The organism is Desulfovibrio subterraneus (genome assembly GCF_013340285.1).
GTDB classification, from domain to species: Bacteria; Desulfobacterota; Desulfovibrionia; order Desulfovibrionales; family Desulfovibrionaceae; genus Halodesulfovibrio; species Halodesulfovibrio subterraneus.
In genome coordinates, this window is sequence record NZ_BLVO01000004.1 from 239,239 (window position 1) to 264,749 (window position 25,511).

Genomic DNA, 25,511 nt, shown 5'->3' on the forward strand with positions numbered 1-25,511 from the left:
TATGGCAACATGCCCCCGCTCTGCCATTCGAGAACAGAATATGACCTGGTATGCATTTTACGGAGCCCTCGAACAGGGGTTCGTTTACGGGCTTCTGGTACTGGGGGTCTATCTGACCTTCCGCGTGCTGGACTTTCCCGACCTCACTGTCGACGGCTCGCTGCCGCTCGGCGCGGCTGTTTCCTCAGTTGCCATTACTGCTGGGATCAATCCCTATCTTTCTCTGCTCATGGCCATGGGAGCCGGATTTCTGGCAGGCATGGTCACGGGCATTCTGAACACCAAGTTCAAGATTCTGCATCTGCTTGCCTCCATTCTGACCATGATCGCGCTCTATTCCATCAATATCCGCATCATGGGCAAGCCCAACCTCACCCTGCTGGGTACAGACACCGTGCTGGATTCCGTAAGCAACCTCGGCCTGCCCCCGCACATGTCCGCACCGCTGCTCTTTGCCTGCTTCTGTGCCGTTGCCGTGGTCGCCCTTGTCTGGTTCCTGCACACGGAACTGGGGCTCACCCTGCTCGCCACCGGTGACAATGCGCAGATGATCACCGCGCAAGGGGTAAACACGCACACGGTCATCATCTTCGGTGTGGGCCTTTCCAACGCCCTTGCCGCCCTGTCCGGCGCGCTGGTCGCCCAGAATCAGGGCGCTGCCGACGTGAACATGGGCGTGGGCACCATTGTGGCCGGTCTTGCCTCGGTCATTGTCGGCGAAACACTTTTCGGCTGCCGCAGCGTGGCCCGCGCCATGATCGCGGCCATTCTCGGGTCCGTGGCCTACCGTCTTGCCATTGCGCTGGCACTGGGCCTCAAGCTGGGCAGTTTCTCCTTCACCCCCAGTGACCTGAACCTCATCACGGCCATTCTGGTCATCGCAGCCCTTGTTTCACCCCAGCTGAAAAGCCGGTTCAGGAAGTAAGCCATGCTGGTACTCGACAACATCACCAAGTATTTCAACAGAGGCACCATCAACGAGGTGCTTGCGCTGAACAACCTGAACCTGACGGTAAATGAAGGCGACTTCATAACCGTCATCGGCTCCAACGGCGCAGGAAAATCCACAACCCTCACCTGTGTTGCGGGCGGGTTCAAGCCGGACACCGGTGCCATACGCATCAACAACGAAGACATCACCGACTGGCCGGAATATCGCCGTGCGGCCTTTATCGGCCGCGTGTTTCAAGACCCGCTCAAGGGTACCTGCGCATCGGCTTCCATTGAGCAGAACATGGCACTGGCCCTGAAGCGCGGCAAACCGCGCGGGCTTTCCAAAGGGGTGAAGGACAAAGACCGCCCGTGGTTCCGCGAACAGCTTGCCACGCTCGGCCTCGGCCTTGAAAACCGCCTCAAGGACACAGCCGGTCTGCTCTCCGGCGGGCAGCGTCAGGCGCTGACCATGCTCATGGCAACCATGGTGCGTCCCGACATCCTGCTGCTCGACGAGCACACGGCTGCGCTGGACCCCAAGACCGCCAACCAGATTCTGGAACTGACCCACACCATAGTCGAAACCCAGCACCTCACCACCCTCATGGTCACGCACAACATGCATCAGGCCCTCACCTTCGGGAACCGCCTCATCATGCTGGACCGCGGAGAGGTCATTCTGGATGTTGCCGGCGAGGAAAAGAAGAATCTCACCGTGGACAACCTGCTGCAGCGCTTCTATGCCCTGCGGGGCGAAGCCATGGGTTCGGACAGGCTGCTGCTCGGCTAGCCGCAGCGCCATGCAGCCCAAGGTGCTGAGAAACACTGTGGGCAAAAACATTTCTGATAGTTTTGGCCCGCCGGGCAGGAACCTAACGTTCCTGCACCTCGTGCAAGCGATACCGTTCCGTTTTTGGCGTCAGTTCCGGCTTAATGGAGTCTGGTTTTGCAAGAAACCTGAGTTTATCGTTATAATCTGAAGGCCGCTTTCCCGTGGGGGATAGCGGCCTTTTCATTCTTTGCCACCGGCACCAAACTGGATCGCGTCCACCACGTCGCTACGGTGTGCTCGGCTGGAGCGCTGCCATACGCCGTAAGTGGACAATCATGGAGTTCTTCCGGTGATGCCGTTGCACGGGCAGCAAACCATTTCCATCCCGCTCTGTTCCTTTGCGCAAATTTCTGGCATACCGGAATTACCATGCAACACATCACCGTTACCGATCACACCGGCGAAAGCAGGATAATCCCTCTGAAGCAATCAGACGGTCTCACTCTGGCACAACACATTTACACCAGCGGCAGCTTCTGCGCTCCGGCGCTTTGCTCCGGACTTGCACGATGCGGTCGTTGCCGAATGCGTTTCACGGAAAACGCCCCCCTGCCCAAGGGCGAAGATGCTCTGTATTTCTCGGATGCGGAACTGCAGGAAGGCTGGCGTCTCGGTTGCCATCACATGCCGGAACCCGACATGTGCATCACCCTGCCCGAACTGCCCTCGCGCAAGCGTCCGGCTATCTCTCCGGTACCGGCAACCGCAGACAAGCTCAGGTTTGCGGTAGATATAGGCACCACCTCGCTGCATTGGTCCCTGCTTGACAGCGACCGCCGCGTTGCCTCGGGGCAGGAACTCAACCCGCAGCTGGGTGCAGGCAGCGAGGTCATGTCGCGTCTTGCCTTTGCCCGCAACGGAGAGGGCGCGGCCATTCTGCAGCGGCTGGTAACAGACAGGCTGCGCACCCTGCTGGCAAACGCCGGAGCGGATGTGACGGAATGCTGCATTGCCGCCAACTCGGTCATGACCTACCTGCTGCTCGGCAAATCCACCACCTGCCTCGCCTCGGCCCCCTATTCGCTCGGCTACACAGGCGGGCGTGTTGAAACCCTTGAAAATTTGCCGCCCGTCTATATTCCGCCGTTGCCTGCCCCCTTTGTGGGGGGAGACCTTTCCGCCGGAATGCAGGCAGTGCTGGAGCGCAGCCCTGCATACCCCTTCCTGCTGGCAGACCTTGGCACCAACGGAGAGTTTGTGCTTGCCCTGTCACCGGATGAGGCACTCGTCACCAGCGTGGCGCTCGGTCCCGCACTGGAAGGCATTGGCCTGACCTTCGGCACCGTGGCGCAGGCTGGCGTCATTACCCGCTTCACCATGACGCCCAAAGGACTGCAGGGTGTTGCCCTGCCCCATTCACCGGATGGCCCCCCGCCCGTAAAGGGCATAAGCGGCACCGGCTATCTCTCGCTAGTCCATGCGCTGATCAAGTGCGGCCTGCTGCAACGGGACGGCCGTTTTGCCGAACCGCCCTACACGAATCCGCTGGCTGCGCGCCTTGCCGCTCAGATAGACAACCGGTACGGAGAAAAACGCTTCATGCTGCAGGATGACATGTACCTGCTGGCAAGCGATGTGGAGGAGATCCTCAAGGTCAAGGCGGCCTTCACGCTTGCCTACGAGCGGCTTCTTTCCGAAGCTGGCCTGAGCACCGCAGACATACGCACCCTGTATCTTGCCGGTGCGCTCGGCGAACATGCCGACACCGCCGACCTTGAAGGGCTGGGATTCCTGCCCGAAGGAATGGGTGCCCGTGTCTCAAGCCTTGGCAACACCTCGCTGCGCGGAGCGGAACTATTCCTTGTTGACCCCGCAAGGCGCGGTATGGCAGAAGTCTGGACCGCAGCCGTGCGCCACGTGGACCTGACCACCGACCCGGCATTTACCCAAAACTTCACGCATCACATGCGTTTTATATTTTCATGAAAAATTGCCTCTCCCTCCCTGCGTTGCCGTTACGCGAACAGCTTGCCGCCTATGAAGGTGTTCTGCGCACCGTATTGTCCCTCAAGCAAGCACATCGCAAAGAGCTGCACTACGCTGTTGCCGATCTTTCCCGCTCTCTGACCACAGAGCGCGGCGGAATGAAGGTGAACTACTGGTCCACGCCGCGCAACACTTCTGCCTACCTGCATTTCTACCTGCCGTGGAACCTGTACCGTCTGGCCTGGCTGCTGCCCAATCTGGACCTGAACCTTGAAGACGGTGACACCGTGCTCGACCTCGGGTCCGGCCCGCTCACGCTGGTGCAGGGTATGTGGCTCGCGCGCCCTGAACTGCGCACCAAGAAGCTCACCTTCATATGTTCCGATATTGCCCCCAAACCCATGGAAACCGGCCGCAAGCTGCTGGAAACCATGATGGGCATGCCCGCTTCGCAAAGCCCGTGGAAGATAGTGCTGGAACGAACCGCGCTGGAAAAGACCCTGCGCAACCACTATGGCAGAGTGCGTCTTGTGAGCGGAGCCAACGTGCTGAACGAACTGCGTTCCGGAAGAGGCCAGACGCTCGAAGAACGCATGGACGAGCTTGCACTGGCCATGACCAATGCCTGTACCGACAACGGCGAAGTACTGTTTGTAGAACCCGGCACCCGTCTGGGCGGAAAAATGGTGTCGCTGCTGCGTATGGGCCTTATGGAACACGGCATGCTCCCGCAGGCTCCCTGCCCGCACGACATGTTCTGCCCCATGCTGGATCAGCAGAGCTCCGGCTGGTGCCACTTCAACGCATCAGCCGAAAATGCTCCCGCATGGCTCATGGACCTGACCAACCGCGCCCGCATGGAACGCCGCAACATAAGCCTGAGCTTCATGCATGCGGCCCGTACGCAACCGCAGTATGATACCGACATGGTCAGGGTTCTTTCCGATCCCATACGCCTGCCGGAAGCGACAGAATCGGCACGCTACGCCTGTTCCTCGCGCGGGCTTGCACTGGTGCACAAGGCTTTCCACTTCCAGAGCGGCTGCGCCCTGCAGATACAGTGGCCGGATAAACCCGTCATCGATGCCAAATCGCGCGCACAGGTGGCCTATCCCGCCAAGCGGTAGCCGTTTATTCCCAGAGCTGGAAACGTCATGAAAATTATCGATCTCGGATTGATCCGATATGCGGAAGCCGACGCCATTCAGCGCAAACGGCTGGAAGAGGTTGCGGCCGGAGCGGAACCCACGCTGTATCTGCTGGAACACCCGCCGGTCATCACCTTCGGGCGTAACGGCGGCCGCGAAAACCTGCACGCGAGTGATGAATTTCTCGCCTCGCAGGGTATTGATCTGGTGCAGTCGTCGCGCGGCGGCAACATAACCTGCCATTTTCCCGGCCAGCTGGTGGCCTATCCCGTCTTCAGGGTGGCCAAGCGGCCCGGCGGCATGCGTGGTCTGTTCCACGACCTTGAAGAGGCTGTCATACGCACCGCAGGCGCCTTCGGGTTGCAGGCAGGCAGACAGGAAGGCCGCCCCGGCGTGTGGGTGGAAAACCGGAAGATTTGCTCCATCGGCATTGCCATGCGTAAGTGGACCAGCTACCACGGCCTTGCGCTCAACGTGCAGCGCGATGTGAATCTGTTCCGCATGATCACGCTCTGCGGACTAACTGACGCGGAACCCTCGTCTCTGGCGCAGGAACTGAACCGCGATGATCTAAGCATGCAGGAAGTAAAGGATGAGCTCGTCAGACAATTCGGAAACATATTTGCGGATACCACCCTGGCTCAGGGTCAAGATTCCCTGTAACCACAACTACACCGCTACGGGCGACCTGATCGGCGACCTGAACCTGAACACGGTCTGCCAGAGCGCCAAGTGCCCCAACAAGTTCGAGTGCTTCTCGTCCGGCACGGCCACCTTTCTGATCATGGGCAGCACCTGCACGCGCAACTGCGCCTTCTGCAATATCGGCAACGATCCCGTGCCGCCCCTTGATCCCACGGAACCTGCCCGCGTAGCCGAAGGCGCCCGCAGGCTCGGGCTCAAGCACGTGGTTATCACATCCGTCACCCGCGACGACCTGCTGGATGGCGGCGGTGCGCATTTTGCGGCCACAATACGTGCCGTACGCGGCGTATTGCCGGAATGCAGCATAGAGGTTCTCATCCCCGATTTTCAGGGCTCACTGCCTGCGCTCAACATGGTGATGCAGGCCGCGCCGGATATCATAAACCACAACGTGGAAACGCCTCCGGTCCACTATCCCCGCATCCGTCCGCAGGCAGACTATGCCCAGAGCCTGCAGCTGCTTGAACGGGTGAAGCAGGCGGGGCACCGTTCCAAATCCGGCCTGATGGTGGGACTTGGCGAAACGGACGAGGAAGTACGCGGTGTCATTGACGACCTTGCAGCCATACACTGCGATATTGTTACCATCGGCCAGTACATGCGTCCCTCGCGCAAGCACCCCGCCGTGGAAAGATACGTGCACCCCGATGTCTTTGAAGAATATGCCGCCTACGGCAGGGAAAAAGGCATACGCCACATGTTCTGCGCCCCGCTGGTACGCTCATCCTATAACGCGGCCATGTTCACCGAATAACGACCTTGCAGTGCCGTAAAAATATCAGAACCGGCCGGAATAACCTCCGGCCGGTCTTTTTTATGGCGAACCCGGAAATAAACGACATCACCCTTGCCACAGCAGTGAATATATACTAACGTAATTGTACGGCCTTATCCCACAGTCTGGTCCCTCTTTCGTGAGCCGGTTACTCTCGGTCCTCCTGCAAAAGCCTCCTGTTCCCCTCGGGAGGCTTTTGCACGCAGTTTTTAAAAATGGGGGAAAACCCTACTATTCATGGACCGCCCCCTGCTATATTCTTACTGCATATGCGCACCCGCTTTTACGTGATTTCGCGGGTTGCGGAAGGTACAGACAGCCCGGTTATGACGGATCCGGGCTGTTTGTGTTTTGATAACACATACTTCTGCAACTGCACTCCACGCCAGTAACAGTCTGAATCCCCTCTGCACCATTCCTCATACAGTCCTTACATAGTCATACGAAAACAACACTGCATTCAAGTGAAGTGACACGGCAATTAATACGCGTGCCACAAACGCGCCGTTTCTTTCCCCACCTTGACCGTCCCCCTGCCCGCACACTACCATATGCCAGCCAGACATCAGCAGGAGACAATACCATGACAGCCCAAAGACGCGACACTCTGCGGTCCATTCTCGACGCCGCACTGCATGCCGTAGCCCCGGACAAAGCCATCCACCGGCATGTAACCGTTGCCGGTTCCGCCATGACCATCGCAGGTCAGCCATACGACCTTGATTCTTTTGACCGCATCTTCATCATCGGAGCAGGCAAGGGTGCCGCCCCCATGGCCGCCACGCTGGAAACAATGCTCGGCAACAGAATTACCGAAGGCATAATTTGTGTGAAATACGGCCACACAGTCCCCACCCGCATTGTTGACGTGCGCGAAGGAGCACATCCGGTACCCGATGCAAACGGCGAGCAGGCCGCCCGCGACATTCTTGCCATTGCGGAAAAGGCGACGGAACGGGACCTTGTCTTATGCGTCATCACCGGCGGCGCAAGTGCACTCACTCCGGCACTGGTTGAAGGCATACGCCTTGAAGACGGCAAAAAGGCCACGTCCCTGCTGCTGGAGTGCGGGGCCACCATTCACGAAATAAACGCCATACGGAAACACCTTTCCATCTTCGGCAGCGGCAACCTCGCACGCGCGGCCCATCCGGCCCGCCTTGCAGCGCTTATTATTTCCGATGTGGTGGGGGACAATCTGGATGTCATCGCATCCGGCCCCACCTCGCCGGATTCCTCAACCTTTGCGCAGTGCATGGAAATCGTGGAGCGCTACGGCATCCGGGACAGGCTGCCCGCCAATATCCTCGCCAGGCTCGAAGCTGGAGCACGGGGCGAGATTGCCGAAACACCCAAACAGGGTGATCCGGTTTTCTCCACAGTGCAGAACGTGCTGGTGGCAACCAACCTGCAGGCTCTGGAGGCCGCAGCCGCTGCTGCACTGCAGGCCGGATACACGCCGCGCATTCTCACCTCCACCATGACCGGCGAAGCGCGCGATAAGGCAAGGGAACTAGTAGATACCGCCATGAACCTGTGTCTGGACGGCAAAGAAGTGGCAGGCCCCGTATGCCTGCTTGCCGGAGGCGAAACCACGGTTACCATCACGGGCAGCGGTCTGGGCGGCCGCAATCAGGAAATGGCTCTGGCCGCCTCTCTCTATCTGCAGGACTGCGAGCACATCACCATGCTCTGCGCCGGTACCGACGGCTCAGACGGCCCCACTGACGCTGCCGGCGGGTTTGCCTGCTCCCGCACGCTGGAACGCGCCGCCTGCTGCTCGCTTGATGCGCAGGCGTACCTTGCAGACAACAACGCCTACCACTTTCTGGACAAGACCGACAATCTGCTCAAAACCGGCCCCACACTGACCAACGTGATGGATCTGGCGCTCGTGCTTGTGGATTGTCCCAGATAGACTCAGGAAAGATCATGCACCGTACACTGAAAGATCTTCGCTCGGTAGGCCCGGCCACAATACGCGACCTTGCCATACTGGGCGTTTGTTCCGTTGAAGACCTGTCCCGAAAGGATGCACAGAGGCTCTACGATGACCTGTGCGCGATCACAGGGCAGAAACATGACATATGTATGCTGGACGTATTTACATGCGCCATAGCGCAGGCGCGTGATCCGAATCTGCCGGACGAACAGAAGGACTGGTTCTGGTGGTCCGCAATACGCAAGGGCCAACCTGCACCACACTGCCGCTGAGCACGGAGCAACCGGCACGGCTGATGCTTCCACGGTGCACGGCAGAAAGAACTCCACAATAAAAAGCCCCCGCATGCCATGCATGCGGGGGCTTTTATCAGCAACAGCAAAAGCGGATTACTTTACGGCATCCTTCAGCATCTTGCCGGGGGTGAACTTCACAATCTTGGTGGCGGGAATTACGATTTCTTCGCCGGAACGGGGGTTGCGGCCCTTGCGAGCAGCGCGCTCAGCAACCTTGAAGCTGCCGAAGCCGGTGAATACAACGGAATCGCCACCCTTAAGGGCTTCTACGATGGTAGCGATGGTTGCATCAAGAGCAGCTTCTGCCTGAGTCTTGGATGCGAGGTTCGCCTTGGAAAAAATCTTTTCTACAAATTCTGCTTTGGTCATTCACTTATCTCCGTGACACTGACGTAGTTTATACGAGACACAGGCCTGAGCCCGCATGTCTCAATGAGTACGGCAGGACAAATGGCAAAGCTTGGTGGGTTTGTCAACCTCCACCCTGTCAAATATTGGCGACTGGCGTGGGTTCCCAGCCCGATCAGGGGTCCGCGCACAAGCCCGTCGTCTTAAAACACTGCTTCAACAAGCTGTAATTACATAGCTTTCACAGACGATTTTCCGCAACACCGTGCGTCTATTGAAAATTAGAAAAAATGCCCCCCGGCGCCCGCAAAACACCGAGTGCCAACGCATGCATGGACAATCATTCCCTGTCGTGTATAGAATATGCCCGAAGATTCCGAAGCAATACGGAGCAGCCCAGCATGAATGTGAAGATCGAACGTCTGCCCTTACTACGCGTTGCTACCGTCCGCGCCTACGGCCCTTATGAAAAATCTGGGCCGGAGGCATGGCAGATGCTGACGCCCTGGATTGCCAGACACAACATACTCACGGCAAAAACCATGTTTCTCGGTTTCTGCCATGACGATCCTAACATAACGGCCTCCGGCAGGATTCGGTATGATGCGGCAGTGACCCTGCCGGAAGGATTCATCCCTGATGACTTCGTCCATACCGTTGAGGTTCCGAGCCTGGAATACGCTGTTACGGTCCATAAAGGACCGTATGCAACGCTTTCCCACGTCTGGGCCTCGCTATTCTGGGACTGGCTGCCGGGCAGCAGCCGCCGCCCTGCGGATGCCCCGCTCATGGAACAATACCTGAGCGACCCGTACCTTGATTCGGAAGAAGACCTTGTAACCAGACTGTATCTCCCGTTAACAACAATCTGACCATTCCGACATATCTTTCGGAGGAACTATGAAGACCGGTTACCGCCTTGCAACGCTTTCCCTGTGCTTCCTGCTGCTTACCCTTGCCGCCTGTGCACCCAACAACTATGTGCGTCTGCAGTATACATCCGAACTGAGCCCGGCCCACATCCAGCCCAACGCTCCCAGCGTTACCGTTGTGGAATTTGCCGACGAACGCTCCAAGAAGGATATCGGCGTGCGCAATGACCAGACTCCCTTCATCCCCGTATCCAGCGTTTCCGCATGGATGAGCGATGCCCTCAGGGAAGAACTGAGCCGCAAGGGACTCAACACCCACTATGTGAAGAGTGCTGATGAAGTGACTCCCGGCGAGCATGTTGTCACCGGCACCGTGAAAAAGGTGTGGCTCAAGCAGAACACCATGACGGCATACAGCGTCTCCATTGAAGCTGCCATCGCCGTAGACGGCGGCCTGCCCGTTACCTACCGCTCCGAGCAGGAACGTCAGGACGTGCCCACTGACGGCGTGACGGAAGAACACCTCAGCGAAACCCTGCGCACCATGCTTAACGGTGCCGTGGAAGACATTCTTTCAAAGATCTATAACACGGCGAACTGATGCGCCGGACCCTTGTCATTCTCTGGTGCCTCTGGGGACTCTTCCCGGGGGCACCGTGCAAGGCTCAGTCACCTCCGGCTCCTTCCTTCAACCATTCGGTAGCTGTGGCCTTTGGCGGTGAACTGGGCCTGTCTGCAGCCCTGAGGGTATCGGAAGCCATGGCCCGCATCGGGGTCATGCAAAAAGCCTCTCTCTGGCTGGAAAGGGACAAGAATGTCCAGCTGGCCAAACTCGCCTACGGACAGACCGATGCCGAAGTCCTGCGCGATGCCCAGCCGCTGGCATGGATGATATACCGCCCCGTCATCACCGAGCAGGAAAAGATAGGCAGAGCACCGGACCTCGGTGTCCGCTCTACAGCCACAATCGTCCATCCTGCCCGTTTTCCCGATCTTCTCAAAAACGCCCTGCTCCAGCCAAAGCAGATGCTTCTGCACCGTAAGCTGCTTGATTACGAGCAGCGTATTCTGCGCCGCTTCGTGCAGCTTTCCGCAGCCATGCAAGGCGGCGGAGCGCCTGCGGATGCCCTGACCAGGCAATACGAGCCGCAGTTTGCTGTCGTAGCCAACGAGCTGCACGCCATAACCCTGTTGCGCGACCAGCTGCCCGACCTGCAGAACGGGGTATGGCAGCACCCTGACGCCGTCTCCGGTGCCATGCGGCAGGCTCTTGAACTGGCCCCGGACAACCCGCTGCTCTGGTATGCCAAGGGAACCGCCGATTATCAGCTCCAGCGCTCGCAGGACGCGCTGGACGCCCTTGACCGGTGCATCGATATGGCACCCGGGTTTGCGCAGGCCCTGCACGACCGGGGAACCGCCTATCTGCGCCTGCACCTGACCACACTGGCCATTGCCGACTATGATGCCGCCATCCGCCTGCAACCCCGCAATGCGGACTTCTTCCGCTCGCGTGGCTCGGCCTATCTGGTGGACGAAGATTTTGTTCCCATGTGCAGAGATTTTTACACGGCATGCTCGCTCGGGGCCTGCGAGAACTACCACTGGGCTACGAGCCGCGGGCACTGCAAAGCAGACGCGCCACCTGCCGCACAATGATCTTTGATGCATAAAAAGATCGGCCGCGTCTGGGGGTAAGAGACGCGGCCGACGCTGCAAGGGAGGAGGATGATGATTGGTGCGGTTTCGCTGCTAAACCGCACTACAGACCGGATGCTGCAAACCGGTCCATCAATCCCTGCTGTCATCGAAATCGTTCGACAACAGACATCCATATATCCAAATTACACTACGTTGCAGGACCGGCTATTATATTTTTTCAGAAGATTCACATTCTCTGCGACAAACTTTCCTCAAAACTAAAACCCCGCCATTCTCACGGCAGGGCTTTGGCAGCAAATTCGCTCAAGCTTCGATGTATCATCGCGACAAACCGAGTCTGGCCGGGTCTGGCCGGGTCTGGCCGGGTCTGGCCGAGTCTGGGCAGTCAGACACTAACGCCAGACAAAGGAATCCGCACTTCCCGCGCAATGGCACAGCCCTTCTATCCCCCGCTGTTCCAGCTGTCTGCGCAGGCACAGAGCGGCCTCATCCCGAAACACAACCCACAGCGAGCCATAGCGTTCACACACATAGGCATGTCCGGCCCTTTCTGCTGTGCGCCGCGCCTGCGGATTACCCAGCATCTCGCGCACCTCGCCCGGTGTCATGCCACGCGCCACGGCCACTCGTCCGGCCTCGGTAAGTTCTCTGTTGCGCCGGACAATCTCATCCCGTTTGCGCTTGATGGATTCGAGCGACCCCAGAGCTTTTTCCTGCTCCGCAGACCGTGAAAGTCCCGCAGAGCCGCCTTGACCGACAGGGGCAACCGGCGCGACCGGCGCGACGGGAGCACGCATCTCGCTCCCGTCTGCGGAAGGACCAGCGGGCGAGGCCATTTCCGACACCTTGCGCCGTGCAGACTCCACTTCCCTGCCCGATTCACCAAGCTCATTTCTCAGCGCAGGATTACGGGCAATATACGCCAGAGAATCAAGCACTTCCTGTTCGTTGAATGTCACCCTGCTTCTGCAGTGCACAGACATGTGCTGGCCATCCAGACGCACTTCTTCGCCCAGCCGTTCAACCTGCAGCACGGCAGCCGTAAAGCTGAACACCTCGTCCTTCTTGAGGGCGAAGTTCGAAATCTCGGTGCGCGATTCCATATACACTCCGGCCTGCTCCAACGCCCTGCGCTCCGCCTCAGCATAGCACATGCGTACAGCCTCGGAACGGGAATCACTGTCCCCCAGCTGGTACACATGTTCCACCTCTATGGTTTTCCGGTCGGCATCGGCGAATGCATCCGCAGTTGCAGACAACAGGACAAACATGCAGGCAATCCCTGTAACCAGCTGATATCTTGTCATGACAGGTCAATCTCCATGCCTTCGCGGACGCCGAAGCATTGCATTTCAACACCATGTTGCCGCAGTTGGGCAAGACAGCGGGTGACAATGCCGTCAATCACGTCGTCCGAATGATCCTGATTGTGATGAAACAGACCGAAGCGATGCACACCGGCGTCCATGGCCAACTGCAGGGCTCTTGTCCATGTGGAATGCCCCCAGCCGCGGGTGGCCGCATATTCCTCTTCGGTAAATTCCGCATCGTGTATCAACAGGTCAGCGCCGGTGCAGAAAGCGACATACTCTTCATATGATCTGCCTCCCGCATGGGTGCCGTCCAATTCATTATCGGTCAGAAACACGAATGTCCTGCCGTTCTCCACAAACTTATACCCCAGCCCCCGGTTGGGATGATTTAACGGGATGCTGCGGACGGAAACACCATTCACGATAATGGGGGTATCCGTCGGTGCATCGCGCATCCACTGGACATCGGCATGCAGCCCGTGCAGGGGAACAGGGAAATACGGGGGTGACATGAGTCCGGAAAGCAGCTGTTTCATGTCGCCTTCTTCAAGGGGGCAGCCATATACGGTCAGGGAAAAATCCTTTCTGTAGACAGGACGAAAGAAGGGAAAGCCCATCAGGTGATCCCAATGCGCATGGGTGAAGAAAAGCGTACAGCTGGTCCGCTTTTCTTCAAGCAGCCTGTTGCCCAGCTGGCGGATGCCTGTACCGGCATCTATGACCATGATGTCGTCACCGGCGGTACGCAGCTCAAGGCAGGTGGTGGAACCACCGTACCGCAGATATTCCTTCCCGAAAACGGGAATGGAACCACGTGCCCCCCAACACCTCACAATCATGCTTGTCTCCAGTGATGTTGTCCGGCCGATGCGAAAAAACAGACAGCCCCAGCATACTTTTCACATGACGATAAACCGCGTAGGCGAATAAGGCAACCAACGCTGATTGCAGAGATATTCACTTGCCTATTCCACCATTGTGCGCGAGGTTTGCAAAGAGGAGGCACCATGTTTGACACCCTTACGCTGGAAAAATATGCAGATGTCATCATCTGGGGACTGCAACGCGGCCGCAGCGGCACCTTTGCCAAAAGTGATTTCATTCTGGTGAATTATGATCACGATGCCCTGCCGCTTGCCGAAGAGGTCTGCTGCCAGCTGCATGATCGCGGCTTTATTCCCATCCAGAGAGCTATGCCCACGCCGCGCATGGATTATGACCGGTACACCAGAGCCAACAACAAGCGCCTTGCCACGCTCATTCCCGGTGACAGGGATATGTATAACCACCTGAACGGCTCCATCAGCCTTCTTGCCCCCTCTTCGCTCACGCACCTGGCAGGCGTAGACCCTGAATTGCTCAATCTCGTGCAGATGGCGCGACAGCCCCTGCGCCAGATCATGAACACACGGGAACAGATGGGAACCTTCGGCTGGACACTGTGCATGTATCCCACACAGGCGCTGGCGGCTCAGGCGAGGCTCAGCCTGCAGGAATACGCCCGGCAGATCGAGCTTGCCTGTTATCTGGACGACGGCACGCCCACCCGCAAGTGGCGGCTGCTTGCCAAGCAGATAGAAGCCCTGCGCGAGGAACTGACCGGCCTCGGCAACTGCACGCTGAAAGTGGAATCCGAAACGGTGGACCTGCTGCTCAAGGTTGGCGAACGCCGCACATGGGCGGGGCTGACAGGGCGCAACCTGCCCAGCTTCGAACTGTATGTTTCTCCCGACTACCGCACGGTGGAAGGCGTATACACATCAAACCTTCCCTCATTCCGTTCAGGCAACATTGTCCGTGATGTGCGGCTGGAGTTCAAGGCAGGCCGCGTTACGGCCGTGAGCGCCGAGCACAGCGAAGAATTCGTGATCAAGCAGCTGAACATGGATGAAGGCGCTTCCCGCATCGGCGAGTTTGCTCTGGTGGATAAACGCTTCTCCCGCATTTCCGCGTTCATGGCCAACACCCTGTATGACGAAAACCACGGTGGCACGTGGGGTTCCATGCATATGGCCCTTGGCAACGCCTATACCAACACCTTTGCGGGCGAGGCCACGGAATATAACGAAGAGTTGCGCCGCGCGCTCGGCTTCAACTCATCCATGCTGCACTGGGACCTCGTCAACACGGACCGGAAGCGCGTAACCGCCATCCTCGCCGACGGAACACGCAAAACCATCTATGAAGACGGAGAATTCACGCTTTAAGCCGCATACCGCAAACAGGCCGCGTGAAAACCGCGGCCTTGCCTTTCGGATAAAAACACGGCACCGTCCACGCCCATGGAACATATCATCATCAAAGTATACGGCAGCGTTACCCCGGCAGGGGAAGATATGCTGCACGCCGTGCAGCAGGTTGCGGAAGAAAGCGTTTCGCTGGAAGGGAACATGCTCCTCGTCAGTCACGAGGGCGTGTACTTCATGATTGAAGATTTCATCGAGGCCCTCAAGCCGCACCTTGGCAAAGGCAGCGAGGGGCGCATTGACTATATTGATATGGATGAATGGACCCTGACCCGTTACCGCATTCAGGACGGGCTCATCACCCGCAGTCAAGCCGGACTGAATCAGGTGATGGACTACTCGGGCCACTAATCATCGTCTTCCGGCCCGAACCGTCCGGCCCCGTGGCCCATGCGGTTCACGTTGGCCTCTTCATACGAAGGCAGCGTATAGAGCCGCACCTTATGGCTACGCGGAAATTCCTTTTTCAACAGCTGCTTGAGCAGGCGTTTCAGCTTGTCGGCGGATACATCCTCCCACCGCTCCTGCCCAAAGCCGTCTTCTATGACGGTGAAGGCATCCACTCCCGTACGAATCAGGGCAACGGACCTGTTTCGCTTGAACGTGCGGATATCGAGGCAATGTCCCGTCTCCAGCTTGTCTGCACGCTGCAGCACCGTGGTGATGAGCGTTGTCTTATCGATCACTTCCTGTCCTCGTCACTTACTGCCCCCGTCACTTCCTGCCCTCGTTCCTGCCCGCCCTGCCGCGGCGGTATTCAGGCTCATGAGCACATGCTTGCGCCCGGGAGAGATTATGGTCACCTCACCCGTACCCACCGCAAAAAAAACCGTTCTGCTCAGCTCAAGGCCCACATCTTCCGCAAAAAGGGTTATCCCGCGCTGTCTCAGCAGCGAGCGAACAGCTTCGACATTGCGCTGCCCGATAAAAAAACGACTGCTGTTGGGCAGCACACTGGCTCCGCCGATAATTGCGGCCGAAAGCCCCGCAGCAAAGGGAGTGCCCCGCAGCCTGCCCACATGGCGGAACAGCAGTTCCACTCCCTTGTCGGCATAATAGCCAGGAGCACCGCCGATACCATCCGCCCTGCCTGCCTGCAGCGACGAGTCCGGCAGGGCGATATGCACCATCCCCCCCACTCTTGTCAGAGGATCATAGAGCACAAGGGCGACACACGACCCAAGCCCGAAGGTCTTGAGCATTGCCTCCGGACGGGCGGAAGCCGCCATCTCGCCTATACCTATAATATGTTTATCATCAGTCATATGAACAGTTCTTGCTGCGCGTTATTCCGCAGCGCTCCCACGGCGGGGCAACTCCATCACGTTTAAACTCAATCCGGCTGCAGCTGTATTCGCCCCAACCAGATACTGGAGCCGCATAACAGAATCAGGAAAATTAAGCTGATACACACCAAAGAGAAATGATAATCAGGGCAAAGAATTAGCTAAGTCACGCCCGCCTGTGACACTGGCGCGTACCATAATGAGAGTAACACAACTTCATGAATACAAATGAGGCCGCCCTCCAGCCGGAAGGCGGCCTCTTTCATACTTACTTTGAAACGCCTTATTTGGCGTAACCGACCGCCCTGCGTTCGCGAATGACCGTAACTCGAATCTGACCGGGGTAGGTGAGATTCTTTTCGATCTGCTCCGCGATGTCCTTACACAGCAGGTAGGTGGTATCGTCGTCCACGTTGTCGGAGTTAACCATAACGCGGATTTCGCGGCCCGCCTGAATGGCGTAAGCCTTGGATACGCCTTCAAAGGCGGTGGCGATGCCTTCCAGATCCTCAAGGCGCTTCACGTAGTTTTCGAGAAGTTCCTTGCGGGCTCCGGGACGGGCACCGGAAAGGGAATCCGCCGCCTGCACCAGCACTGCCAGAGCAGACTTGGGCGGCTGATCTTCATGGTGAGCGGCAATGGCATGGATGATTTCCTTGCTTTCGCCGTATTTCTTGGCAAGGTCCGCGCCGATGATGGCGTGGGGGCCTTCCACTTCGTGGTCCACAGCCTTGCCTATGTCGTGCAGCAGACCGGCACGCTTGGCGCGCTTCACGTCAAGTCCGAGCTCGGCTGCCATCATGCCACACAGGGAGGCCACTTCCAGAGAGTGCTGAAGCACGTTCTGAGAGAAGCTGGTGCGGTATTTCAGCTGGCCGAGCAGCTTGATGAGGTCTGCATGAATGCCGTGCACGCCGGCATCAAAGGTAGCCTGCTCACCCACTTCACGCAGCTGCACTTCCAGTTCCTGCTGCACCTTGCGGACAACGTCCTCAATGCGGGCAGGATGGATGCGGCCGTCGCTGATGAGACGCTCCAGAGCCATTTTGGCAATCTGGCGACGCAGCGGGCTGTATGCGGAAAGGATAACGGTTTCAGGGGTGTCGTCGATAATCAGGTCCACGCCCGTGGCTGCTTCCAGCGCACGGATGTTGCGGCCTTCACGACCGATGATACGGCCCTTCATGTCTTCGCTGGGCAGCGTTACCGCGGTAACGGTCTGTTCTCCCACGTAATCGCCCGCATAACGCTGAATGGCGGTCGCAAGAATTTCCTTGGCCTTGCGGCTTGCGGTTTCCTTGGCTTCCGCCTCTATCTGCCGCATCATCTTTGCGGCTTCATGCTTGGTACGCGACTCGATTTCTTCGAAAAGGCGTTCCTTTGCTTCGTCGGCTGTCAGTCCGGATACTTCCTGCAGGCGTAATTCCTGCTCGTGCATCTTTTCATCCAGCAGGGCAGCCTGTTCTTCGAGCTTGCGTTCTTTGCGGGTGAAGTCCTTTTCCTGAATGAGCAGTTCCTGCTCTTTCTGGGTAGCCTGCTCACGTTTACGCTCAAGGCGCTCAGACTGCTCCTGCAGCTTGTGATCACGGCTCTTTATCTCTGACTCGCGCTCTTTGAACTCTTGTTCAAGAGTGCGCTTCTGGTTGTATATCTCGTCCTGCCCCTGAAGGATTATCTCCTTCTTCTGGGCCTGTGCTTCCTTGCGCGCTTCTTCTATGATCCGGTTCGCCAGCTCCTGAGCGTCGTTGAGACGCTTGGAGGAGACGACCTTATGCAGCGCGTATCCGGTTGCAGCGCCGATAATGGCACCCAGCAGGACGAGCCCGATGGACATCAGACTCATGCTGTTACTCCCATAGCATTCGGAAGCCCCATTCCGAATGGTCCATTGTTATGACGCGACGTTGCGCCTGCTACACAGGAGACAGAGGGAGAGTGAGTATCAGGTACCGGACTAAATCAGGATCTGCCGCGCATCAATTCATAAACGCAGCAGACAATGAAGGGCTGAGATTAGGGGAACCCCGAAGCGCCGTGTGACTCACCAATGCAGGACCAGATGATCCTTAGGTGGGCTCCTTGGGCGCTCCTTCAGGCTTCCCGAGCAGATCGGGCTTGCACACCGGCGCGCCGGCCAGGCTCCCAATAGTATGATTGTGAGGCCAGCATCGGCTTGTCATCACGCACACCTCAGGGTGTTGTAACCATATCGAAGCCCGAGGGCTGCGGGTCAGATGTTCCCGCCATCTATCTTTTCCACAAGCATCTCCATGCGTCTGTTGAGCACTTCGAGCTTGCGGTCGGATTGCAAGAGATCGTCAGCCAGTCCTAATACCAGAAACGTCAGTAGCTTCTCCTTGCTAATCTGCCTTCCTGGAAAATTGAGCTTATTGTAACGCTCTTCAACCAATTTTTTGGCGCGCTCAACCCTGGAGGGGTCAGCCTCCGCCTTGAAAGAGACCTCAAGATCCAAGACATTCAGGTTATAACTGCGCATCGCGCACTATGACCCCCCGGTCTGGTCTTTCAGCTTCAGCAACAGGGCGTCGATACGCTGGCGAACTGAGTCCTGCGTGGACCGCTCCAATTCGAGCTGCTCCTTGAGAGCGCGATTTTCATCCTCAAGCACGGTAAGTCCCAGATCTACCTCATCCTTGAGGCGTCTGTTGTCTTCCCTGAGGACGGCAATCGTTTCAAGAAGTGAGTCAATACGCTGTTCTAACTGGTCTATAAGCTCCATGACAAACTCGTATCCTTTTTGTCAGTTGAAATCAAGACTTCCGTTTTCTGGGAAGATTCTTCTGCACGCCGCGCGCAATGGCGAGCGTATCATCCGGCACATCCTTGGTAATGACCGATCCCGCGCCCACAAGGCTGTTCGCTCCTATGGTCACAGGGGCCACCAGCGCCGAATTGGAACCGATGAACGCACCGTCGCCGATTACGGTTTTGTGCTTGTTCACGCCGTCGTAGTTGCAGGTAATGGTCCCTGCACCAATGTTGGCCCCCACGCCCACCTCGGTATCGCCGAGATAGGTAAAGTGGTTGGCCTTGGATTTTTTACCGAGCACCGACTTCTTCATTTCGACAAAGTTGCCAACGCGCGATCCTTCCTCAAGAACGGCACCCGGACGCAGGCGGGCATAGGGGCCCACAATGCAGTCAGGGCCGATCTCGGCGTCCTCGATATGACAGAAGGGCCGCACCTCGGCTCCGGAAGAAACAATGGCGTTACGCAGCCACGTATGTGACTGGACCGTTGCGCCCGTGCGCACTTCCGTATTGCCGTACAGTTCGCACGGGCCGTGCAGCACGGCACCGGGCTCAAGGTATACCATTGGTCCGATGCGCACCGTTTCCGGCGCATGGATCATGACACCCTGCTCCAGCCACTCAAGCACCAGATTGGTGCGCAGAAGCGACTCGGAACGGACAAGCTCCGCCGGATTGTTGATGCCGAGCAGATGCGGGTCCTGCCCGCAATCCACGCCACACACCTTCATACGGCGCGCCACCGCCAGTTCCACAAGGTCGGTTATGTAATACTCACCGCTCTTATTGGTATTCTGGAGCTTTTCCAGCAGCGGCGATATGGAATCAATCTTGAGCAGATAGATACCGGCGTTGATTTCGTTGGGTTCCTGCCCGTGCATGTTCTCATCGAAATCCTTGGCCTCCACAATGGCGGCCACTTCGCCGTTATGCCGGACAACCCTGCCGAAGGAAGCCGGATCGGCCAGCGTGAGGGTCATGAAGCCGATATCGGCATCACGGTCCACCACTTCCTTCATAAAGGCCATGATACGCGGCTGGGGCAGCAGCGGGGTATCACCGTTCACCACCAGCACACGGTTCAGGCCGGACCTGATCAATTCCGGCCAGGCAACCTGCAGGGCATGGCCTGTGCCGAGCTGTTCACTTTGCAATACGAAGTTCCGCGATTCCATTTCGAACGTACGGCTGACCATGTCGGCACCGTGGCCGATGACAGTCCATATGCCGTCGCCGAAAATGGGATCGAGGGCAGTATACACATAGCGCAGCATGGGTTCGCCGAGAAGCGGCTGCAGCACTTTGGGCTTGTCGGAATGCATTCTGGTTCCCTTGCCCGCAGCAAGGATAAGGGCACCAATGGTATTTTTAGAGGACATGTCGTCTCCCGGATAGTTGCATCAAAGGTCGATCAAAATGCACAAACCAAGGAAAAATACGTGGTCACACCCGTTGTTGTCCAGCGCAAACACGCATTCCGCAATAATACGGCATATTCATCTACATTTCATGCAATATCGAAGAGATAGACAACTCTCATCATCCGCAGGCGATGCCCCTCCGGAAACAGCCGTCCGCTCATTTTGGCGCAGGTAGTACTCTCTGTGACAAAATGAGCGGACAAGTTCAGGCAGGGATTTACAGAGTCCTATCAGGCGCTCATCTGCCGCCGCCCGAGTACGGCTGCGACAAGAATGCAGGCAAGCCCCGCCAGTGCGTAAACGGAAACCGGCACCTGCCGCACAACAGCCACCAGCAGAACAGCCAGCGGCGGCGTAAGGTAGCTCAGATAGCCGATAACGGCCATGTTACCCCGGACTATGGCCCTGTTCCACAGGGTAAACGAGAGCCCAAGCGGCACAAGCCCCAGATAGACAGCCGCCAGAAGCGATGAGGATGATGGAAGGATATAGTCGCCCGCACCGAGCACATGCACTGCAAACATGCCCGTTGAGATGCAGGCCGCATACACCGTAAAAGCAGGCATGTAATCCTCTCCCGGGCGAAGGCGTGACAGCGCCACGGAAAATCCGCTCCAGATAAGGCCGCAGCTCAACGCATAGGCGTAGCCGACACCATATGCAGCATCAAAGGAAAGTCCCCTGCCCCCCGAGATCACGAGATAGGCTCCGTACATGCCAAGTGCGGCCAGCCCGATGGTGGAAAGTCGCACGCCCCTGAAGTGCAGCACTGAGGAGATCACGACAATCCAGAAGGACCATGTTGTCGCCAGAATGGCCCCTTCGACTATGGGCGCATGCGCAAGGGCGAGATAATAGACCCAGTGGTAGCCGAAGATTCCCGCTATGCCGAGCAGAGACACGCGCAGAGAGGGAACAGGGATGCGGAACGAACGGCGGAGAACCGCTTCCTGCGCAACCAGATACAGCGCAGCCGGAACAAAGCTGAAAAACAGCAGCTCAGGGATGGAAAGACCATCCAGCGCATTGCCGGTTGCGGCAGGCAGGCTCGCCCAGCAGAGAATGGCACCAAAGGCGTACAGATGTGGATGCATAGACCCTCCTTCAGCACTCTATGTGCGAATGATGAAGAAAGGTCTTGAACAAAATGAACGTGGCCAAACGATAAAGCTGATCAGGCCATAATGGGAGCCAGGGTATGAAGGTAATCAGGCCAGAGCAGTTGTCATGCAAGAAGCGCAGGACGGACAGAGGCCCGATAGGCTGCCGGAGTGGTTCCCGCGAGCTTTCTGAACCACCGGGTGCAGTGACTCTGATCCGCAAATCCACAGGCGGCCGCAGTGTCGGCAATGGTGCAGCCTAAACGTAACATGCGCTTGGCCTGTGCCACGCGAAGGCAGACAAGATACGCATGCGGAGAAATGCCTGCATGCTTTCTGAAAAGACGCATGAGGTGCTGGGGCGTGCAATCGGCCTCATCCGCCAGAGACAGCAGAGTATGTTCGCCGGCGTACTCATCACGCAGGCGCTCACGCACACGCCGGAACCGTTCAGACTCGCTGAACATTCCCTCGTGGCCCACTGAGGCGCGCCCCTCTCCATGCCGACTGCCCATCAGCCCGAACACCTGCGTGAACAGCGACTGGCTCTCCAGCGGATCACGGGCAGACCACAGAGCAGCATGCATGAAGGCAAGTTTGTCGTGCAGTTCGGGATCGTCATACAGCCCGTCTGCGATGATCCGGACCGGCTCGCCCATAAAGGACTCGGCCCATTCCATATCCACGTAGATGGTCCGCAGATTGCGGGGCGTCTCTTCCACACCGCTGTTGGCGTGCACCTCGCCCGCATTGACAACACCGAAGGAATCCAGACCGAGAACAGAAGTATTGCCCTTGAAACGGAAATACTCCCCGCCTGAGTCGTTCAGCCAGATGGTCAGCGCGTCGTGCACATGAGGAGGAAAATCCACTTCCGCATGGGGGCAGGAAAGCAGTTCAACCCCGGCGAGACCTTGGGGGATATGATATGTCGCATGCGGCATCTTCATGGCTGTTTCATACAACCAACATGAGCCAGATGCAATGAAGGCGCAATGAGGGCGCAATGAGGGCGCAATTCGGGCACAAAGGAGCTGCAATTCCGGATTGATGCAGACACAACCCGCGAGGCAGACACGGGACAGTAGCAATTCGGACTCCGGCTCGCCGGATCAAATCACCTCGAACAGATCGTAAAAAAGCGGGCCACCCTTTCGGGTGGCCCGCCGCAGGTCCATTTAACAGGAGCTCTACTTGCGCGCTGCGCTCATGCGCTGCAGTGCTCGCTGGAGCGCTGCCTGTGCACGAGTGTAGTCGATTCTGTCGCGTTCCTGTGCGATGCGTGCTTCAGCACGATCTTTCGCCTTGCTGGCGCGTTCGACATCAATGTCTTCGGCGCGCTCGGCGGATTCAGCCAGAATGGACACCTTGTTATCAGAGATTTCTGCAAAACCACCGGAAACAAAGACCTCGCGGGTCTTGCCGGCAGCCTTGTAATGCAGGACTCCGATGCGCAGGGCAGCCAGGAAGGGGATGTGGTTCGGCAGGATACCGAACTCACCCTCAAAACCGGGGGCGCCCACGTAGTCCACCGCTTCGCTCAGGACAACTTTGTCCGGCGTCACGATCTCAAGATGGAGAGACTTATCCATAAGAGCTCACCTCCCTTGAGTTAGGCCTTGTTCTTGTTGTACTTCTCCACAGCCATTTCGATACCACCCACCATGTAGAAATCGTTTTCTGCCATGTGGTCGTATTCGCCATTCAGGATTCCGCGGAATGCCTTGATGGTGTCTTCCAGTTTCACGTACTGACCGGGGGTGCCGGTGAATACTTCTGCAACGTGGAAGGGCTGGGACAAGAAGCGCTGGATACGACGAGCACGTGCAACGGTGAGCTTGTCAACGTCGGACAGTTCGTCCATACCCAGAATTGCGATGATGTCCTGAAGGTCTTTGTACTTCTGAAGAACCATCTGAACTTCACGAGCTACGCTGTAGTGCTCAACACCAACTACGTTGGGGTCAAGAATACGCGAGGTGGAGTCCAGCGGGTCAACCGCAGGGTAGATACCAAGTTCTGCAATCTGACGGGAAAGAACGAGCGTACCGTCAAGGTGCGAGAAGGTGGTGGCAGGTGCGGGGTCGGTCAAGTCATCCGCGGGAACGTAAACTGCCTGAACCGAGGTAATGGAACCCTTGGTCGTGGAGGTAATACGTTCCTGCAGGCCGCCAAGGTCGGTACCCAGCGTAGGCTGGTAACCCACCGCGGAAGGCATACGGCCGAGAAGTGCGGACACTTCGGAGCCTGCCTGCGTGAAGCGGAAGATGTTATCGACGAACAGGAGCACGTCCTGATTTTCTTCGTCACGGAAGTACTCTGCACAAGCCAGAGCGGTCAGAGCAACACGAGCACGTGCTCCGGGCGGTTCGTTCATCTGGCCGTACACGAGTGCGGCTTTCTCCAGAACGCCTGCTTCCTTCATTTCGTGGTAAAGGTCGTTACCTTCACGGGTACGCTCACCAACACCTGCGAACACGGAGATACCGCCGTGCTGCTTTGCGATGTTGTTGATCATTTCCATCAGAATAACGGTCTTGCCCACGCCTGCACCACCGAAGAGACCCATCTTGCCGCCCTTGGGGAAGGGAATCAGCAGGTCAACAACCTTGATGCCGGTTTCGAGCAGCTGCACAGAGGTGTCCTGCTCAGTGAAGTCAGGAGCTGCGCGGTGAATGGGCATACGCTTCTTAGCGTCAATGGGGCCCATTTCGTCCACAGGGTTACCAACAACGTTCATGATACGACCGAGAGAAGCAGCACCTACGGGTACGGAGATGGGTGATTCAAGGTCAGTAGCATCCATGCCGCGAACGAGACCTTCGGTAGCGTCCATGGCGATGGTACGAACAACGTTGTCACCAAGGTGCTGCGCAACTTCGCAGATCAACTCGGGGGCATCCGTGTTGTTGGGGTTCACGATTTTAATCGCGTTGAGAATGTTCGGCAGGTTGCCATCGGCGAACTCAACGTCCACGACGGCGCCGATAACCTGAACGATTTTACCTACGTTAGCCATAACGATTTCGCTCCCTTACTTATCCTTTCAGCGCTTCAGCGCCGCCGACGATATCCATGAGGTCACTAGTGATGGCTGCCTGACGGGTCTTGTTATAGATCAGAGTCAGACTTTGCACCATTTCGTCGCAGTTCTTGGTTGCGTTGTCCATGGCTGCCATACGTGCCGCGTGTTCGCTGGCAGAGGTATCGAGCAGTCCACGGTACACCTGAACCTTGATAAAGCGGGGCAGAAGTTCTGCCAGCAGACCCTCGACAGCAGGTTCGTAAATGTACTCCTTCTGCACGCCGGAAGCAGGAACTTCTTCTTCCTTGGCAGCAGGAGAAATGGGGAGCAGAGCCAGGCGAACCGGAATCTGCTTCGCAATGCTTACAAACTCACCATACACCAGAACGACTTCGTCGAATTCACCGGTAAGGTAGGAGTGGATAACTTCCATGCCCATCTCGTTTGCGAGACTGAAATCGAAGGTACCCATTGCATCGCCAATGCCTTTCACGACTTCGTAGTCGCTCTTGCGAATGGCGTCGCGGCCTTTCTTACCCACACAATAGAACTTGACGGTCTTTCCTTCAGCGGACTTTTCCTTGGCAACCCTGAGAGCCTCATTGATGAGGTTCACGTTGTAGCTGCCACAAAGACCGCGGTCCGAGGTGGCGAGCAACACGCAGCAGGTCTTGATTTCCTCACGGACCTCAAGGAGCGGATGCGCATTCTCGTCCGCCTTGCTGGCAAGGTCACCCAGCATCTCATAGAACTTGTCCGCGTAAGGGCGGAAACGTTCTATGCGGGTCTGGGCACCGCGCAGTTTCGCCGAAGCCACCATGTTCATGGCTTTGGTGATCTGCTTGGTCTTCTTGACCCCAGCGATCTGTAGTTGGACGTCTTTCAACGAGGCCATATGATACCCCCGTC

Annotated in this window: 27 protein-coding genes and 1 other RNA gene; 13 read left to right on the top strand and 15 right to left on the bottom strand. The window is 57.5% G+C overall.

Features of this window, described 5'->3' with window-relative positions:
• The first annotated feature begins 40 nt into the window (after positions 1-40).
• From HUV30_RS01555 to HUV30_RS01590, 8 genes are all read left to right on the top strand, one after another.
• Complete coding sequence (locus HUV30_RS01555) at positions 41-925, top strand: ABC transporter permease (RefSeq protein WP_174403637.1); 885 nt, start codon at positions 41-43, stop codon at positions 923-925.
• A gap of 3 nt (positions 926-928) precedes the next feature.
• Complete coding sequence (locus HUV30_RS01560; protein ID WP_174403638.1) at positions 929-1,723, top strand: ABC transporter ATP-binding protein; 795 nt, start codon at positions 929-931, stop codon at positions 1,721-1,723.
• A gap of 411 nt (positions 1,724-2,134) precedes the next feature.
• Complete coding sequence (locus tag HUV30_RS01565; RefSeq protein WP_174403639.1) at positions 2,135-3,691, top strand: ASKHA domain-containing protein; 1,557 nt, start codon at positions 2,135-2,137, stop codon at positions 3,689-3,691.
• On the top strand, positions 3,688-4,818 hold the full coding sequence (locus tag HUV30_RS01570; protein ID WP_174403640.1) for a small ribosomal subunit Rsm22 family protein: 1,131 nt from the start codon (positions 3,688-3,690) through the stop codon (positions 4,816-4,818). The genes HUV30_RS01565 and HUV30_RS01570 overlap by 4 nt, the downstream gene beginning before the upstream one ends.
• 27 nt (positions 4,819-4,845) lie before the next feature.
• Entirely contained in the window at positions 4,846-5,502 is a 657-nt protein-coding gene (lipB, locus tag HUV30_RS01575) for a lipoyl(octanoyl) transferase LipB (protein WP_174403641.1), read from the top strand.
• Complete coding sequence (gene lipA, locus HUV30_RS01580) at positions 5,432-6,298, top strand: lipoyl synthase (protein WP_174403642.1); 867 nt, start codon at positions 5,432-5,434, stop codon at positions 6,296-6,298. The genes lipB and lipA overlap by 71 nt, the downstream gene beginning before the upstream one ends.
• Before the next feature lie 604 nt (positions 6,299-6,902).
• Positions 6,903-8,237 (top strand): glycerate kinase type-2 family protein, encoded by a 1,335-nt coding sequence (locus HUV30_RS01585; protein WP_174403643.1) that lies wholly within the window; start codon positions 6,903-6,905, stop codon positions 8,235-8,237.
• 14 nt (positions 8,238-8,251) lie between these two features.
• The gene (locus HUV30_RS01590; protein ID WP_174403644.1) at positions 8,252-8,533 is read left to right on the top strand and encodes a helix-hairpin-helix domain-containing protein; all 282 of its coding nucleotides are present in this window, start codon (positions 8,252-8,254) and stop codon (positions 8,531-8,533) included.
• Positions 8,534-8,650: 117 nt separating this feature from the next.
• Here HUV30_RS01590 and HUV30_RS01595 read toward each other — a convergent pair whose 3' ends face one another.
• On the bottom strand, positions 8,651-8,926 hold the full coding sequence (locus HUV30_RS01595) for an HU family DNA-binding protein (protein ID WP_174403645.1): 276 nt from the start codon (positions 8,924-8,926) through the stop codon (positions 8,651-8,653).
• A 380-nt stretch (positions 8,927-9,306) separates the two neighbouring features.
• Here HUV30_RS01595 and HUV30_RS01600 point away from each other — a divergent pair, with 380 nt between their 5' ends.
• From HUV30_RS01600 to HUV30_RS01610, 3 genes are read left to right on the top strand one after another with little or no spacing between them, the layout of a single operon-like run.
• Positions 9,307-9,777, top strand: coding sequence for an AraC family transcriptional regulator (locus HUV30_RS01600; RefSeq protein WP_174403646.1), 471 nt, complete (start codon positions 9,307-9,309; stop codon positions 9,775-9,777).
• Positions 9,778-9,805: 28 nt separating this feature from the next.
• Entirely contained in the window at positions 9,806-10,378 is a 573-nt protein-coding gene (locus tag HUV30_RS01605) for a YajG family lipoprotein (RefSeq protein ID WP_174403647.1), read from the top strand.
• A complete protein-coding gene (locus HUV30_RS01610) occupies positions 10,378-11,436 on the top strand; it encodes a tetratricopeptide repeat protein (RefSeq protein ID WP_174403648.1) in 1,059 nt (352 codons plus the stop codon). The genes HUV30_RS01605 and HUV30_RS01610 overlap by 1 nt, the downstream gene beginning before the upstream one ends.
• A gap of 395 nt (positions 11,437-11,831) precedes the next feature.
• On the opposite strand, the gene HUV30_RS01615 is transcribed toward HUV30_RS01610, so the two are convergent.
• Positions 11,832-12,746: a hypothetical protein gene (locus HUV30_RS01615; RefSeq protein WP_174403649.1), complete on the bottom strand. Its 915-nt coding sequence runs from the start codon at positions 12,744-12,746 to the stop codon at positions 11,832-11,834.
• The gene (locus HUV30_RS01620; protein ID WP_174403650.1) at positions 12,743-13,591 is read right to left on the bottom strand and encodes an MBL fold metallo-hydrolase; all 849 of its coding nucleotides are present in this window, start codon (positions 13,589-13,591) and stop codon (positions 12,743-12,745) included. The genes HUV30_RS01615 and HUV30_RS01620 overlap by 4 nt, the downstream gene beginning before the upstream one ends.
• Positions 13,592-13,759: 168 nt before the next feature.
• On the opposite strand from HUV30_RS01620, the gene HUV30_RS01625 reads away from it, so the two are divergent.
• Both HUV30_RS01625 and HUV30_RS01630 read left to right on the top strand, forming a co-directional pair.
• Complete coding sequence (locus HUV30_RS01625) at positions 13,760-14,959, top strand: aminopeptidase (RefSeq protein WP_174403651.1); 1,200 nt, start codon at positions 13,760-13,762, stop codon at positions 14,957-14,959.
• 75 nt (positions 14,960-15,034) lie between these two features.
• The gene (locus HUV30_RS01630; protein WP_174403652.1) at positions 15,035-15,349 is read left to right on the top strand and encodes a hypothetical protein; all 315 of its coding nucleotides are present in this window, start codon (positions 15,035-15,037) and stop codon (positions 15,347-15,349) included.
• On the opposite strand, the gene HUV30_RS01635 is transcribed toward HUV30_RS01630, so the two are convergent.
• From HUV30_RS01635 to HUV30_RS01690, 12 genes are all read right to left on the bottom strand, one after another.
• Positions 15,346-15,684: a hypothetical protein gene (locus HUV30_RS01635; protein WP_174403653.1), complete on the bottom strand. Its 339-nt coding sequence runs from the start codon at positions 15,682-15,684 to the stop codon at positions 15,346-15,348. The genes HUV30_RS01630 and HUV30_RS01635 overlap by 4 nt on opposite strands.
• Positions 15,685-15,696: 12 nt before the next feature.
• A complete protein-coding gene (locus HUV30_RS01640) occupies positions 15,697-16,263 on the bottom strand; it encodes a chemotaxis protein CheD (RefSeq protein ID WP_174403654.1) in 567 nt (188 codons plus the stop codon).
• A 304-nt stretch (positions 16,264-16,567) separates the two neighbouring features.
• Positions 16,568-18,127 carry a ribonuclease Y gene (rny, locus tag HUV30_RS01645; RefSeq protein WP_174403655.1) on the bottom strand — a complete coding sequence of 520 codons (1,560 nt, stop codon included), beginning with the start codon at positions 18,125-18,127 and terminating at the stop codon, positions 16,568-16,570.
• 174 nt (positions 18,128-18,301) lie between these two features.
• Positions 18,302-18,484, bottom strand: a non-coding RNA gene (ssrS, locus tag HUV30_RS01650) — 6S RNA.
• Positions 18,485-18,514: 30 nt separating this feature from the next.
• Positions 18,515-18,781 (bottom strand): cell division protein ZapA, encoded by a 267-nt coding sequence (gene zapA, locus HUV30_RS01655; RefSeq protein WP_174403656.1) that lies wholly within the window; start codon positions 18,779-18,781, stop codon positions 18,515-18,517.
• 6 nt (positions 18,782-18,787) lie between these two features.
• Positions 18,788-19,024: a cell division protein ZapB gene (locus HUV30_RS01660; RefSeq protein WP_174403657.1), complete on the bottom strand. Its 237-nt coding sequence runs from the start codon at positions 19,022-19,024 to the stop codon at positions 18,788-18,790.
• Between the two features lie 31 nt (positions 19,025-19,055).
• Positions 19,056-20,435 (bottom strand): bifunctional UDP-N-acetylglucosamine diphosphorylase/glucosamine-1-phosphate N-acetyltransferase GlmU, encoded by a 1,380-nt coding sequence (glmU, locus tag HUV30_RS01665; RefSeq protein ID WP_174403658.1) that lies wholly within the window; start codon positions 20,433-20,435, stop codon positions 19,056-19,058.
• 272 nt (positions 20,436-20,707) lie between these two features.
• The gene (locus HUV30_RS01670; RefSeq protein WP_174403659.1) at positions 20,708-21,571 is read right to left on the bottom strand and encodes a DMT family transporter; all 864 of its coding nucleotides are present in this window, start codon (positions 21,569-21,571) and stop codon (positions 20,708-20,710) included.
• A 131-nt stretch (positions 21,572-21,702) separates the two neighbouring features.
• Complete coding sequence (locus HUV30_RS01675) at positions 21,703-22,527, bottom strand: AraC family transcriptional regulator (protein WP_174403660.1); 825 nt, start codon at positions 22,525-22,527, stop codon at positions 21,703-21,705.
• Positions 22,528-22,767: 240 nt separating this feature from the next.
• The gene (locus HUV30_RS01680) at positions 22,768-23,169 is read right to left on the bottom strand and encodes a F0F1 ATP synthase subunit epsilon (protein WP_174403661.1); all 402 of its coding nucleotides are present in this window, start codon (positions 23,167-23,169) and stop codon (positions 22,768-22,770) included.
• Between the two features lie 20 nt (positions 23,170-23,189).
• Positions 23,190-24,596 carry a F0F1 ATP synthase subunit beta gene (atpD, locus tag HUV30_RS01685; protein WP_174403662.1) on the bottom strand — a complete coding sequence of 469 codons (1,407 nt, stop codon included), beginning with the start codon at positions 24,594-24,596 and terminating at the stop codon, positions 23,190-23,192.
• 19 nt (positions 24,597-24,615) lie between these two features.
• Positions 24,616-25,497 (bottom strand): F0F1 ATP synthase subunit gamma, encoded by an 882-nt coding sequence (locus HUV30_RS01690; RefSeq protein WP_174403663.1) that lies wholly within the window; start codon positions 25,495-25,497, stop codon positions 24,616-24,618.
• Between the last annotated feature and the right edge of the window lie 14 nt (positions 25,498-25,511).

Excerpts from the sequence above, each read along its gene's own strand:
- lipB (WP_174403641.1), top strand. The coding sequence starts at position 4,846 with ATGAAAATTATCGATCTCGGATTGATCCGATATGCGGAAGCCGACGCC.
- zapA (WP_174403656.1), bottom strand. The coding sequence starts at position 18,781 with ATGCGCAGTTATAACCTGAATGTCTTGGATCTTGAGGTCTCTTTCAAG.
- HUV30_RS01610 (WP_174403648.1), top strand. The coding sequence starts at position 10,378 with ATGCGCCGGACCCTTGTCATTCTCTGGTGCCTCTGGGGACTCTTCCCG.
- HUV30_RS01585 (WP_174403643.1), top strand. The coding sequence starts at position 6,903 with ATGACAGCCCAAAGACGCGACACTCTGCGGTCCATTCTCGACGCCGCA.
- HUV30_RS01640 (WP_174403654.1), bottom strand. The coding sequence starts at position 16,263 with ATGACTGATGATAAACATATTATAGGTATAGGCGAGATGGCGGCTTCC.
- HUV30_RS01565 (WP_174403639.1), top strand. The coding sequence starts at position 2,135 with ATGCAACACATCACCGTTACCGATCACACCGGCGAAAGCAGGATAATC.
- lipA (WP_174403642.1), top strand. The coding sequence starts at position 5,432 with ATGAGCTCGTCAGACAATTCGGAAACATATTTGCGGATACCACCCTGG.
- HUV30_RS01670 (WP_174403659.1), bottom strand. The coding sequence starts at position 21,571 with ATGCATCCACATCTGTACGCCTTTGGTGCCATTCTCTGCTGGGCGAGC.
- HUV30_RS01630 (WP_174403652.1), top strand. The coding sequence starts at position 15,035 with ATGGAACATATCATCATCAAAGTATACGGCAGCGTTACCCCGGCAGGG.
- HUV30_RS01560 (WP_174403638.1), top strand. The coding sequence starts at position 929 with ATGCTGGTACTCGACAACATCACCAAGTATTTCAACAGAGGCACCATC.
- rny (WP_174403655.1), bottom strand. The coding sequence starts at position 18,127 with ATGAGTCTGATGTCCATCGGGCTCGTCCTGCTGGGTGCCATTATCGGC.
- HUV30_RS01600 (WP_174403646.1), top strand. The coding sequence starts at position 9,307 with ATGAATGTGAAGATCGAACGTCTGCCCTTACTACGCGTTGCTACCGTC.
- HUV30_RS01690 (WP_174403663.1), bottom strand. The coding sequence starts at position 25,497 with ATGGCCTCGTTGAAAGACGTCCAACTACAGATCGCTGGGGTCAAGAAG.
- HUV30_RS01595 (WP_174403645.1), bottom strand. The coding sequence starts at position 8,926 with ATGACCAAAGCAGAATTTGTAGAAAAGATTTTTTCCAAGGCGAACCTC.
- HUV30_RS01680 (WP_174403661.1), bottom strand. The coding sequence starts at position 23,169 with ATGGATAAGTCTCTCCATCTTGAGATCGTGACGCCGGACAAAGTTGTC.
- HUV30_RS01675 (WP_174403660.1), bottom strand. The coding sequence starts at position 22,527 with ATGAAGATGCCGCATGCGACATATCATATCCCCCAAGGTCTCGCCGGG.
- atpD (WP_174403662.1), bottom strand. The coding sequence starts at position 24,596 with ATGGCTAACGTAGGTAAAATCGTTCAGGTTATCGGCGCCGTCGTGGAC.
- HUV30_RS01625 (WP_174403651.1), top strand. The coding sequence starts at position 13,760 with ATGTTTGACACCCTTACGCTGGAAAAATATGCAGATGTCATCATCTGG.
- HUV30_RS01590 (WP_174403644.1), top strand. The coding sequence starts at position 8,252 with ATGCACCGTACACTGAAAGATCTTCGCTCGGTAGGCCCGGCCACAATA.
- HUV30_RS01605 (WP_174403647.1), top strand. The coding sequence starts at position 9,806 with ATGAAGACCGGTTACCGCCTTGCAACGCTTTCCCTGTGCTTCCTGCTG.
- HUV30_RS01660 (WP_174403657.1), bottom strand. The coding sequence starts at position 19,024 with ATGGAGCTTATAGACCAGTTAGAACAGCGTATTGACTCACTTCTTGAA.
- HUV30_RS01570 (WP_174403640.1), top strand. The coding sequence starts at position 3,688 with ATGAAAAATTGCCTCTCCCTCCCTGCGTTGCCGTTACGCGAACAGCTT.
- HUV30_RS01555 (WP_174403637.1), top strand. The coding sequence starts at position 41 with ATGACCTGGTATGCATTTTACGGAGCCCTCGAACAGGGGTTCGTTTAC.
- glmU (WP_174403658.1), bottom strand. The coding sequence starts at position 20,435 with ATGTCCTCTAAAAATACCATTGGTGCCCTTATCCTTGCTGCGGGCAAG.
- HUV30_RS01620 (WP_174403650.1), bottom strand. The coding sequence starts at position 13,591 with ATGATTGTGAGGTGTTGGGGGGCACGTGGTTCCATTCCCGTTTTCGGG.
- HUV30_RS01615 (WP_174403649.1), bottom strand. The coding sequence starts at position 12,746 with ATGACAAGATATCAGCTGGTTACAGGGATTGCCTGCATGTTTGTCCTG.